Here is a 12,863-nt window from a genome sequence, read left to right as displayed (position 1 = left end):
TTGTTATTTACTTTGGCTACGCTCAGCAACCGTTTTGTTCGTTATTGGTTAAAAGAAATAAATCCAATTTATCTGTCTGAGTAGCTTATTATCAATTAGCCGACATTTAATTTACTTATCCCTGCAACTATATATTCCTTACTGAATTCTTTAAGCTTTCCTAAATACTCTCCATAAATTTTAATAAAAAAATGAAAGTGATTTTCTATAACTCATCATTAAAAAAGCTTTTTTCTTTGTACTTATTACTTAATACTTGGTACTTATCAATCAACTCGCCTTCTCTTTAAAACCTGCAATCATTCCGTATTTCTTTTTCTTGTATTGTTCTGTTATCAACCCTAGTAAATAATTCTTCATAGCAAAACCTATGATGCCTAGAACGGATAATACTACCACTGCTACCTCTAAACTGAAGATGTAATAAAAGATGGAAAATATGATAATAGGAACGATTAAAACCGGAACCATTACCAAAAATTGAGTAGCACTAGCACCCTGCATATTACCAAACGGACTCTGATCTAATTCGATTCTCTTTTTATTAAATGAACCAAAATATAAAATGACCGGTATATTAATTCCTAAGTTATATAATGCACAGCCAAAATTGATGGCTAAAGCGTCCCAACCGAAGTAAACATAGGGTAAGGTCAATAAAAACATGAATACAATACTAACAGTAATTAAGGATACTTTAGACTCTAAATATTTGCGCATTGGAATATTTTGCGACATCATCATACTATAGTAACTACTATCCCAAGCAGGAATAAATTGTCCGAAATTACTCAAGAAAATTCCCGTCATAAAAATACCCACAAAGGCTTTCATTGGCATCATACTACTGTACACCTCTTGGGTATAAAACACCAAACCGTAGAACACGAAAAGAAGTGAAATGTACACTTGCGACTTCGTTCTTTTATTACGCCAAATCATTTTAAGGTCAAGTTGTAAGAAAGAACCCATTTCTCCAAAACGCTTTGTCCAAGACATATCTGAGGTATTTGCCTCAACTGACTTTGTTTTAAGCTTGGCATCAAGATAAATCTTATCTCGCAAAAACTTATAGTTCACATAATATATAAGAGCGGCCAAAGCAATAGGAATCAATACCGTAATTGGGTATGCATAAAGCGCATGAAAAACAGGAGCAAAAAACTCTTTTATAGAGAACAATCCGAAATAATCCAATCCGTACCCTAAGACAAGAATACTACCAATTCCAATAAGAACTTTATCATTCTTATTTACAAGCAAGTTGACATAATTAATACTCAGAACCATACCTATAATACCAACTACCCAAAGTAAAACATTTAGTACGGGATAGCCATTAAATAGTAACACTATTGCAAACGGAACTATAAAGAATATCGTCAATAAATTATAGATAGATGCTGCTGATCTACCTAATATATAATGTGCAATAGTGCTTTTCTTAACAGGAGTGGTCAAAAATGGTTTTATATCCATTACAGGAAGTTTCTGCATGAAATACCTTAAGAATAATTCCATTAAAATCCAGTAAATGAAATATTGGCTAATAGTCCACATGGGGCTTTGATCAGGGAATATTTCTTTTAAGATAAAGTACATTCCACCACCGGCAACAGCGAGTGAGAGTAGCATGTAAACTCCAAAAAAGCCCATTACTATTTTTATCCCTAGACTTTTACCAAGGTTAGAGGACCTAAAAAAGGATTTCCATTGTAATGAAGAAAAACGTTTAAACATTCGGTTGGTTTTAGTATTTGAAATATAAGTAAGAAAAATCTTGAGTTTGTTACAAGATAATTCAAGAATATATTTCTAAACTACTTAAAATAGACCGAAATCATTTTATCGCTTTAAAGCAAAATGACCTGAAATTATTTGATTTTCAGAATATATATATTTAAACCAATAATCTGATTCTGGTAATGAGGTTCCGTTAAAAGTTCCATCCCACCCTTTTGAATTAGGATTAATCTGTTTCAAAAGTTTACCGTACCTATCGTAAATAAACAATTGGGATTCAGGATACAGTTCTCCACCAATAATGTTCCAAAATTCATTATTTCCATCTCCATTGGGAGTAAAAAATCGCTGATAACCAATGGCAATGATATCTTCTGATAAAATTCTACATTCTAACAAATCTCTCACAAACACCGTATGCTCACCAGGGAAGACCACAAATTCATTACTAGATTGATAGTTTTCACCATCTACCGAATATTCAAAAGGTCCCGTTCCTGTTGCGTTAATGGTAATATCTATTTGGTCTGAAAATCCGTTAACCTCAACTTCCATAGTTTCTGGTGCCCCAGACGATAAAACTTCAAACGATCGGGGATTTTCACAACGTATCCCGTTTGTAGTTTGTCTTACCGTTAATTGGTATTCTCCTAATTGTAATACGTTGAAGTTTCTAGTAGTACTTAGTTCTTCCCCTGCAGTATTCTGCCAAGACCACGATTCAAAATCTCCTCCATCAATAACTAAAGCAGGACTATCTGGACATATAACATAACGTTCTTCTATATTAGGTTGTGGTAGAAAGTTGATAGTAATTTCAAAGGATGTCGTGGCGTAGCAATTATCTAGATTAGTAGGTTGAACCCTAGCGTAAATAGTTTCTTGATTCAATACATTAGTATATGCCGATGAATCTAAAGTATTTGTGTTGTTTTCAGCATCAACTTGAGAGGCGAAATACGTTACCTTGAAATCGTTAACAGATTGATTACCTAAAATCTCCTCATCTTTTTGGGTCAAATCTATAGTTTGTACACCTGTTTCATTGACATCACATAGAATTATTGGTGATGGAGCCTGCGCAAACGGAGTATTATTAACCGAAATATCAAAACTATCGGTAACAATACAATTTGCATTACTAGAACTTTCAATGCTGTAGTATATAGCCTGAGGATTAGCAGTGTTTTGAAATGTCCCTATTATTTCATTTTGAGCCAAGTTAGCATCTGCTATACTCTCATAATAACGAACCGTGTAATCGGTTGTATTTTGGTTTTCTAGTATTTCTGTATTCTTTTGGGTAAGGTCAAAAACAGCTACACCATCATTATTGTCGTCACAAATACTCCAATCGGTGACTGTCTGAATTTCTGGTGAATCAAAAACTTGCAATTCAAAACTTGATGTTGCATAACAACTCGCATCAGTAGCATTTTGCACTCTAACGAATATTGTTTGATTGTTATTTATGGTATTTGTAAAGCTATCGGAAAGTGTATCAGTGCCATTTTCAGCGTCTACCATAGTGGTATGGTATGTTACTAGTAAACTAGTTGAGCTTTGTGTTCCAATGATTTCCGCTTCTGTATCGCTTAACAAAAATGCTGCAAAACCATCATTATTATCATCACAGACCTCTAAATTATTTGGGGTATTTGCGACAACTCCGGGACTGACCTCTATTGTAAAACTATCCGTTTTATAACAATCGGTATGAGTACTATTTTCCAGTCTCACAAAAATTTCTTCACTGGACAAGGTGTTGGTATAGTTGATAGGTAACGGATTAGAACCAGTATCGGCATCAGCTTGAGAAGCAAAATAACTTACATCAAAAATAGTTTCATCTTGACCATTAAAAACCTCAATGTCTTTTTCAGATAGGTCAAAGGTGTAAAATCCGTCAAGGTCATCGTCACAAATGGTCCAATCGGATATAGTTCCCAATGTTGGTTCTTGCTGGGCAATGACAATAAACTGGGTTGTATCATAACAAGCTATATTGCTATTATTAGATACTCGTGCATAAACTGCCGTACTCCCTAGTGGAAAGTCATAACTCAATGCTAACGGATTACTATTTGCATCTGCATCAGCTTGTGATGAAAAATAGGTGACGGTAAAATCTGATGGATTTTGAGTCCCTAAAATTGCATTATTTAGCATGGTCAAATCTAAAGTATAGCTATCCTTCGTAACACATACCTCAATATTTGGTTGGGTAACAGCAATAGGAGTTTCTTCAATTGTAATTTCTTTTGTACTAACTTGAGTATCCACGCCTGTAGTAACTTCTACAATTACCGTATAAACCCCTGGTGTTGTATAATCATGGGTTGGTTCTTCTATAATTGAAGTGTTGCCATCTCCAAAATCCCAATTTATAGCATCTATTGTCTTCGTACTATTTGCTTTGAATTCCGTCGTATCTCCAAAGCAAAGATTTTCTACTTCTAAGTTCACAAGGAAAAAAGATTGTATAAACTGTGGTAACCCAACAGATCCACGCTGTCCGCCAAGCCAAACACTTTCACCTATAAAATTACATGCAACACCCTTTTCTTCAGGGTTTTCTATAGAACTTATGTACAGGTTGTTGAAGTTACAGGCATATATCTTACCGTCGATACCCAATTGCAGGCTTGTCAGTGCTACAAGCAAATTGCCTCCATTATCATGGACCAGCACTTGTGAACCGGGTATATCGGGTGCTTCTATATCGTATTGGTACAATCTGCTGTATCTCGTAAGACCGAGCCTACTATCCACTACGTACAAAAATCTTCCACTGGGAGAAAATTCAACACCATAATACTTTTTGGAAAGATCTTCATCTAATTTTAAAGGGTTACTAACAACACCAGTTGTTGTATTAAAATCAAAAAGTTCGACAAGTCCCATTTTTGGAATACAACCTGCCAATTTACTTCCGTCCGGCGAAGCTTTTAAATAGCCAGCATAATTCCAATCTCCATCTGGAAAAGTCCTTCTGTGGGGTTCACCTACATTAGATTCTACAGGAATAGGATTCAAACCTGCCGGAGTAACTAAATATGCCAAATATGCATCACTGTCCCAGCGGTGCGCAAGAACCCAAATATCTCTACCGTTTTCATGCAATACTGCGGTTAATTTTTCAGAAACAATCGATTCTAATGGTAAGTTCTTTTGCGATGTAATATCACCTAACCCACCATTTAAATTCATGTCTAAAATAGAAAAGTTTAAACCTGGTAAAATAGCGCTAGAAAAAACAGTGAAAATGTAAAATAAATTAGGTGATTCGGGTAAGGGTACAACGATTGAAGATTGTGTACTACTTACATCACCAAATAAACCTGTACCATTTGGCATTACATTATGGTTTCTATCCCATACCGTAGATCCGTCCGTATAGAATAGTAAATTACCATTGGAATCTGATACCGTAGAACACCCTTCTTCAGTATTCATAGCACTATCTGTTAAAGCTACGGGAGTTCCAGAATTAAAATCCAAACCTGCATTTTTACCAAAATACCAAATAGCAGCCTCCTTTTGAGCTTGTAATGTATATGTAGAAATAACTATGAGGGCAATCGAAATGAACTTTTTCAAGTTTAAGTAGGTTTGTTGATTTAGAACTAAAGTACCAATTTCAGCACATAACGTAAGTAAAATACTGCATAGTGTTGAAAACCTCGATAAGTTGCGTTTATTAATATTAAGAGAAAGACACTGCTATAGCAGCTTTTCCCGCTTCTTCATCAAAAACTCCCGCTCCAACCTATTCGATGTTTCCAGCAATGCTTTGTCTAAAAAAGAGATTGCCAAATCTTTCTCACCTTTTTTCAGATAATATTCCGCATAACAACCATAATATAGATATGCTCTTTGACCAAGTTCGGCTACCTCAATGCAATTCAGTAATTGATATGTTTTCGCTAAATCGTTTAGTTGAAGACAAACTGTTGCATGATTTAACAATATAAACATGTTAGGTTCAAACGTATACAACTGTTCATACCAATAAGAAATCTTTCTCCAGTTGGTATCTTTAAATGTTTTTGCATTTAAATGTTCAGAGGCTATAGCAGCTTCGTAATGATACACCGAACTATCATCGTAATCCATGGCTTTGTGCATTGCGCTATTTCCCATTTTTATCAGTGGAAAATACCATTTGGTACGGTCTTGATTTTTCAAATTAACCAATTGATTATCAGACGAAATTTTACTCTCCAGTCGCGATATATGAAAACATAGTAACGCAAAAAGTGCATACAAACTTCCGCTTCTAAACTGCTCTTTTTTCAAAAGAAGTTGGCAAAGTCGAATGGCTTCGCCACACAAATCTTCTTTAATTAATTTTTCTTTATTAGTGGAATGAAACCCTTCATTAAACGTCAAATAAATAACTTTCATGACCCGCTCCATGCGATTATGAATTGCTTCTGGATCTGGGTATTGAAACTGAATATCCCTTTCTATTATTGTTTTCTTTGCCCGGGTCAGTCGTTTAGAAATAGTTTCTTCTTTGGTCAACAATGCCGCAGCTATTTCTTTAATGCTAAAACCTGAAATTGTTTTAAGCGCAAATGCAATTTGTTCATTAGGATGCAAAGTAGGGTGGCAGGCAACGAAAATCATTCGTAATTGACTATCGGCTACTTCATGGTCTAAAAAAAGTTCATCAATCTGTAACGTAGAAGCTCCTGTGGTAATGGCAAGATTTCTATTCTTTTCAGCTTGTATGCTTCTTAGAATATCAATTGTTCTGTTCTTCGCAACTCGGTTCAGCCAAGCTTCTGGATTATCGGGAATTTGGGTTCGCCATTGAGAAGTTGCTTTTATAAAGGTATCCTGTACCGCATCTTCAATAGTTTCTATATGAGATAAGCCGAAAAAACGGGTTAAAATAGCGACCATCTTCCCGTAATGATGTCTAAAAAGATGGTCTACTACTTTATGTTCCATATATTATTGTTGGTCAAATACCATTACTTCCCTAATTTCTACGGTGCCATCTAAATCGTAATCTGGGTAATCTTCTGCAATTTTTACAACGGCATCGGCATTCTCTGCTTGTACAATATAATATCCTCCAATTAATTCTTTACCTTCAATCAACGGGGCATCGGTTACGGTACGGTTGGGTCCAGATACTCTTTTTACATGTGGCACCAATGCATCACCAGCTTTTACGATACCTTGTTTTTGCATTTTTTCGTTCCAAGCGAACCATTTTCCCATACGTTCTTGCAACTGCTCTGGCGATAAACCTAATTCTTGGTAATCTGCACCAATGAAAATCATCATAAAATCTTTCATAATTTAATCGTTTTAATTTTTACATAGAACTCGCTCTAAGTTCTTTTTGTTTACCTCATGACGTAACCGAAATCAAATTAGGGACAATTTTCATATGTTTTTTTTCAAAAAAGATAAATTAAGGATTATTTAATGTGAGAAAAACGCTGTAAAAGCCATTGACCGTTAGACTTTTTTGACAAATGTCATATGATATCGCAAAAGCATGCTTAATTTTGTAAATCGATTTAAAGAAACGAATATATGTCGCATTTTCACCCATTAACGATAAAACATATCAAGCAATTGACGCCAACCTCTGTTGCCGTTACGTTTTCAATTCCGAAAGAATTGGCACAGACTTTCACCTTTACGGCGGGTCAGTATATCACCATTAAAAAAGAGATTAAGGGTAAAGAACTTAGAAGAGCATACTCTATTAGTTCATCTACCGAAAAAGATGGCATCACCATCGGCATTAAAAAAGTAGATAATGGAGGGTTCTCCAATTACGCCAACTCAGAATTAAAAGTTGGTGATACATTAGAAGTAATGGAACCAGAAGGTCGTTTCGTATTCAATACAACCAAAGAAGTACAGAATATTGCCGCTTTTGCCGCGGGTAGTGGTATTACACCAATCATGAGTATTGTAAAGTCTGTTTTAGATAGTAACCCTAAAAACAAATTCGTTTTGGTTTACGGTAACAAATCTTACGAAGAGACTATGTTCTATACAGATTTGGTAAAACTTGAACTAGAATATGCCAATCGGTTTTTTGTATACTTCACTAATAGTCAAACACGTGAAGACAAGGCTTTATTTGGTAGAATAGATACCTCAACTGTAAACTATGCATTATTAAATAAGCATAAGGATGTTGATTTTGATGGATACTATTTATGTGGACCAGAGGAGATGATTCGTTTGGTACAAGATACTTTAATTGAGAATGAAGTAGATAAGGATAAAATCCATTTTGAGCTATTTACACCAACGGAAATAAAAGAAGAATTGCCTGTACAAGCAGATGGCCAAACCGCGGTTACTGTACTTGTTGATGATGAAGAATTTGAGTTTACTATGGATAAGAAAACCATAATTCTAGATGCTGTTTTAAAAGAAAATATTGATGCTCCATATTCATGCCAAGGCGGAGTATGTAGTAGCTGTATTGCCAAGGTAACGGAAGGAAAAGCTGAAATGGTTATGAACCAGATTCTGACCGATAAAGAAATTGCAGATGGATTTATCTTAACCTGTCAAGCGCATGCAACCACACCTACTATAAAAGTAGATTTTGATGATGTGTAAGCCCATTTAGGGATTAAAATTCATTAAACGTCATTACGAGATACGAAACAACCTGACCAATAGGTACAACTATTCAACAGATTAGTACACTACTTTTGTAATGACGTTCTTTTTTTTAATCATTATCCACTCCAAGTCAAAACTAAATTCGATTGAGTCATCCTTAATGGAGCGTTGAAATATCTTTGATAGTATTTTCAATTCTCATTAGGTATGTCTATAGAAATCATTGGTGTTTTTATCATCATCGCAGCAGTCATTATATTGTTTGCTTTTGAGGTTTTCCCCATGGATAAAATTGCCTTTTGCATTATTGCCGCGTTACTATTGACAGGCTTGGTTTCCCCCGAAGAAGCCGTCAGCGGATTTTCTAACAAAGCCGTGATCACCATTCTATGTCTAATGATCTTAGCGATCGGACTTGAAGAAAATGGAGCCATTTCTTATCTCGCAAAAGGTTTAAAGGTTTTAAAGAACTGGCCGGTTGTCTTGGCCATGGTCGCTATTATGCTGATTGCAGGTAGTATTTCTACATTTGTAAGTTCTACTGCTGTAGTAATAGTGTTTATAAAGATAGTTGCCGAGCTACGAGAAAAGTATCAACTACCACCAGGAAAATTATTATTACCTATATCATTCGCAAGTATTCTAGGAGGGAGCTGTACCCTTATGGGAACTTCAACCAACTTATTGGTCAGTAATATAGCTACTAGGTACACAGGCGAAAAACTCGGTTTTTTTGAATTTTCGTTCCTAGGAGGCACTTTTTTAATCATTTCTATAGGAATTATAGCCATTTTCTATCGTTTTTTACCAAAAGACAATGGCGAACTTTCAGACAATTATGATCTTGACCGCTATCTTTTGACCTTGACTATTGAACAAGATTCTCCATTAGTTGAGAAACCAATTGGGGAAAGCTTTATGTATAAAGAAGCTGACATAACGGTGTTACGCTTGTCTAGATATGGCTACGATCAAAATCTTGATAATCATGATTTACTGATTAAACCAAACGATGTCATTCTTTTACACTGTAGTTTAGAAAATCTTCAAAAAATGCGTGGTGAAGGTTATTTTGACGTCGATTTAGCAGAAAAAGACCATTTTACTTCTACTAAAACAACTCAAATAAAGAAAGTAGCAAGTTCTAAAAAGGCTGATGAAGAATCAAAAGATGACAAAGATGAAAACTTATTATTAGAACTTCTACTGTTACCCGGTTCTCGTTTTTTAGGTAGAAATTTGCCCGAGTTGAAAACTATATTGATACCAAGAGCTATTCCGCTTGGTATCAATAAAAGAAAGAAACTACGTATTCTACAAAATAGATTACACCAAAGTAATCATGAGTTTACAAAACTTCATGTTGGGGATCGATTATTAATACAGACTAAACCAGAATACGTTTCTAACTTTGAAAACAGCAATAATCTAGCGGTATTAAACCAATATGAAGGTCGCACGCCTTCTACTCCATTTAAAAGAAACTTATCCATCCTGATTTTAATTGCCACCATTGCCATGGCAGCTACGGGAATTTTTGAAGTAATGACGAGCGTAATTACAGGAACCTTAGCTATGCTTCTTTTTAAGTGCGTAGAGTTAAATCGTATTTATGAAAAGATAAACTGGCAAATTATATTCTTATTAGCAGGTATGATACCGTTAGGTATTGCGATGAGTAATGCCAAGGCAGACACTTGGATCACGGAAGAACTTTTAGCCTTAATGGCCGGTCAGCAACCAATATTTATAATCGGATTGTTATTTTTAACCACCATGATTCTAAGTAGTGTTGTATCAAACAATGCTACGGCAATTATAATGGCACCTATTGGAATTTCATTGGCCAGCGGGTTAAGTCTTGATCCCAAGCCATTTATTCTATGTGTAATGTTTGCGGCAAATTTCAGTTTCTTTACTCCCTTAGGATATCAAACAAATGCACTTATCTACAGTATGGGAATATATAAATTCAAACACTTTTTAGTAATCGGCGGGGTTATATCCGTAGTACTTTGGATTGTGGGTACCTTGCTTTTAAGTGCGATGCTGTAATCAGCTATTTGGTAAATACCTCCTCAAACTTTTTAACAGCAGCTTCATAGCCAATGGCGTAGGCTTTTTCAATGCCTCTTCTATCTAGCAAGCCAATATGTTCCAGTTCTTTAGATTCTAGTACAAGGTGACAATTATTGATTTTTTGGCGGTTAATCGCGTAAATCATCAACCCCGTTACTCTGCCTGTCAATTGAAATGAATTGTTCAAATGTTTTTTCTCTAATTGAGAAACCACAGATACATTACTACCAATTACATAATCAACTTTTGGCAGAACAGCTTCAGACGGAAAATTGTTCATGATTCCGCCATCGGCATATAATTCTCCCTTATACTCTACAGGACTAAAAACAGGTGGTAATGCAGCCGATGCCAATAAAGGCTTTATCAATTCACCCTTATCGATAAAAAGCTCTTCACCTTTTTGCAAATTTGTAGCGACTACGTGGAGTTCTCTATTCAAGGCCTCAAAACTATCATCTGGAAAATACTGTTTAAAAGAAGCTATATAACTCTCGCTATTCAATAAACCTGGTTTAGCAACAGCAAAGTAATTGTATTTGAAAAGCGGTGTTTCCTTAAAAAACTTAAGCATATCTACTACAGGTTTGTCTGCCGCATACAATGCACCCACTAATGCACCAATACTACTACCGGATACCACTTTAGCCTCAATGCCAAACTCTTGCATTGCCTTAATAACACCTATATGTGCCATGCCTCTAATGCCTCCACCGGAAAGCACCAAACCAATGGACTTAGAACCTATTTGCATCTATCTAGAATTAATTTCAAAAAAAATGCCAAACGGATACTATTATCCGCTTGGCATAAAATTAATCATTATAGCGGACTATGAATCCAATCCGAAGGCATAATAATTTTTAGTGCCATCTTCATAAACACCTTCTAACATTACTCCGCCTTTTTTGTTCTCCAAAATAGCAGCAACATCATCAATGTCATCTACACGTTTACCATCAATATGCGTAATGATGAAACCAGCTCTCATTTGCGTCTCACTCTTAATCTTACCAGGGTATAGTTTAGAAACCTGTACCCCACCATCAATATCTAATTTTTTGGCTAATTGCTTGTCTACATTTTCAAAATCCGCACCTAAAAGATTAAATACTTCTTTCTTCTCTTTCTTGATAAAATCTGTTCCACCTTGAGAATTATGTAGCTCTACTTCCAATTCTTTTTCCTTTCCATTTCTATTTACAATAATAGCAACCTTATCACCAGGTCTTTTACCTGCTATAATTTCTTGAAGTCTTGGTGACGTAGCTGTTTCTTTACCGTTTACACTAACTATAATATCGCCAGATTCCATACCTGCCAAATCAGCACCACTATCTTCACCTACTTGCTCTACCCAAACACCTTTGGTAAAGTCAACATCTTTTTCTTTTGCCAAGTTACTGTCCATAGTTCTAATAGAAACCCCCAACATGCCACGTTGTACGTTACCGAATTTCAGTAAATCTTCAACCACTTTGGTAACGATGTTACTAGGCACCGCAAATCCGTATCCGGTATAAGTACCGGTTGTGCTAGCAATGGCTGTGTTAATTCCTACCAAATTACCATCAAGATTTACCAAAGCACCACCACTGTTACCAGGGTTGATAGCGGCATCTGTCTGTATAAAGCTTTCTACCGCAAACTTATCTGTATTAATATGAATGCTTCTTGCCTTTGCACTAACAATACCGGCGGTAACCGTAGAATTCAACCCTAACGGATTACCAACTGCCAATACCCACTCGCCAACTTCAACATCATCTGAATTGACCAAAGACATCGTTTTTAAATTATCTGCTTTAATCTGTAATAACGCCAAATCTGTAGTCGGGTCTGTACCGATTACAGTGGCTTTATACGATTGATTGTTATATAAAGTTACCTCAACCTCATCTGCATTATCGATAACATGATTATTGGTAACGATATATCCTTTATCATTAATAATCACTCCAGAACCTGTACCTACTCTAGGTCTTGATTGCCCTCCATTTGGAGATTGCCCTTTAAACATATCGCCAAAAAATTCTTTAAAAGGGTCTGGTAATTCTCTCGCTCCTTGTCTCTGGCTTGTTGATCCCGTTTGGGTAGATTTAATATGCACCACGGCATCTAAAACTTTTTCAGAAGTTTCCGTAAAATCTAAAGGCTTAATATTTCCTTCATTATCCTTTGTGTATAAAGCCTGTGCTCCTGGTACAGATTCAACCACGGTTACTCCGCTAGTTTCCTTATCCGATTCATTTTGTTTGTTAAATTGAATTACTCCGTAACTTACGACTAGAGCAATAACTGCCGAGAAGAAGTAAACCTTCCAAGCGCTTCTGGTATTTGTATTTGATTTCATATGTATTTAAATTTTTATGATTCTTCTGATGTCTTATTGGCAAAGGCTATGCCACGCATAGGACTGCCAATGCTAA

8 protein-coding genes are annotated in these 12,863 nt (G+C 35.7%); 2 read left to right on the top strand and 6 right to left on the bottom strand.

The window, feature by feature from the left end:
• Positions 1-270: 270 nt before the first annotated feature.
• From P177_RS01130 to P177_RS01115, 4 genes are all read right to left on the bottom strand, one after another.
• Positions 271-1,740, bottom strand: coding sequence for a DUF5687 family protein (locus P177_RS01130; RefSeq protein WP_036150991.1), 1,470 nt, complete (start codon positions 1,738-1,740; stop codon positions 271-273).
• A 105-nt stretch (positions 1,741-1,845) separates the two neighbouring features.
• Positions 1,846-5,343, bottom strand: a complete 3,498-nt coding sequence (locus tag P177_RS01125) for a T9SS type B sorting domain-containing protein (protein WP_036150988.1) — start codon at positions 5,341-5,343, stop codon at positions 1,846-1,848.
• Positions 5,344-5,466: 123 nt separating this feature from the next.
• Positions 5,467-6,702 carry an RNA polymerase sigma factor gene (locus tag P177_RS01120; RefSeq protein ID WP_036150985.1) on the bottom strand — a complete coding sequence of 412 codons (1,236 nt, stop codon included), beginning with the start codon at positions 6,700-6,702 and terminating at the stop codon, positions 5,467-5,469.
• A gap of 3 nt (positions 6,703-6,705) precedes the next feature.
• Positions 6,706-7,056: a YciI family protein gene (locus tag P177_RS01115; protein WP_036150983.1), complete on the bottom strand. Its 351-nt coding sequence runs from the start codon at positions 7,054-7,056 to the stop codon at positions 6,706-6,708.
• Positions 7,057-7,299: 243 nt separating this feature from the next.
• Between P177_RS01115 and P177_RS01110 the strand changes: the two genes are divergently transcribed.
• The gene (locus tag P177_RS01110; RefSeq protein ID WP_036150982.1) at positions 7,300-8,349 is read left to right on the top strand and encodes a ferredoxin--NADP reductase; all 1,050 of its coding nucleotides are present in this window, start codon (positions 7,300-7,302) and stop codon (positions 8,347-8,349) included.
• Between the two features lie 213 nt (positions 8,350-8,562).
• Complete coding sequence (locus P177_RS01105) at positions 8,563-10,410, top strand: SLC13 family permease (RefSeq protein WP_036150980.1); 1,848 nt, start codon at positions 8,563-8,565, stop codon at positions 10,408-10,410.
• Positions 10,411-10,414: 4 nt separating this feature from the next.
• Here the strand turns inward: P177_RS01105 and P177_RS01100 are convergent, their stop codons facing one another.
• Both P177_RS01100 and P177_RS01095 read right to left on the bottom strand, forming a co-directional pair.
• Positions 10,415-11,188 (bottom strand): patatin-like phospholipase family protein, encoded by a 774-nt coding sequence (locus P177_RS01100; RefSeq protein ID WP_036150978.1) that lies wholly within the window; start codon positions 11,186-11,188, stop codon positions 10,415-10,417.
• A 78-nt stretch (positions 11,189-11,266) separates the two neighbouring features.
• Positions 11,267-12,787, bottom strand: a complete 1,521-nt coding sequence (locus P177_RS01095; RefSeq protein WP_051941667.1) for a Do family serine endopeptidase — start codon at positions 12,785-12,787, stop codon at positions 11,267-11,269.
• Between the last annotated feature and the right edge of the window lie 76 nt (positions 12,788-12,863).

Origin of the sequence: Maribacter forsetii DSM 18668 (genome assembly GCF_000744105.1) — a bacterium.
In the GTDB taxonomy this organism is placed as follows: domain Bacteria; phylum Bacteroidota; class Bacteroidia; order Flavobacteriales; family Flavobacteriaceae; genus Maribacter; species Maribacter forsetii.
Note: the sequence above shows the minus strand (reverse complement) of the source record. Positions and strands in the feature narration are given on the sequence as shown.

What these genes read in the sequence shown, in the direction of transcription:
- P177_RS01130 (WP_036150991.1), bottom strand. Translation starts at nt 1,740, where the DNA reads ATGTTTAAACGTTTTTCTTCATTACAATGGAAATCCTTTTTTAGGTCC.
- P177_RS01120 (WP_036150985.1), bottom strand. Translation starts at nt 6,702, where the DNA reads ATGGAACATAAAGTAGTAGACCATCTTTTTAGACATCATTACGGGAAG.
- P177_RS01115 (WP_036150983.1), bottom strand. Translation starts at nt 7,056, where the DNA reads ATGAAAGATTTTATGATGATTTTCATTGGTGCAGATTACCAAGAATTA.
- P177_RS01110 (WP_036150982.1), top strand. Translation starts at nt 7,300, where the DNA reads ATGTCGCATTTTCACCCATTAACGATAAAACATATCAAGCAATTGACG.
- P177_RS01105 (WP_036150980.1), top strand. Translation starts at nt 8,563, where the DNA reads ATGTCTATAGAAATCATTGGTGTTTTTATCATCATCGCAGCAGTCATT.
- P177_RS01100 (WP_036150978.1), bottom strand. Translation starts at nt 11,188, where the DNA reads ATGCAAATAGGTTCTAAGTCCATTGGTTTGGTGCTTTCCGGTGGAGGC.
- P177_RS01095 (WP_051941667.1), bottom strand. Translation starts at nt 12,787, where the DNA reads ATGAAATCAAATACAAATACCAGAAGCGCTTGGAAGGTTTACTTCTTC.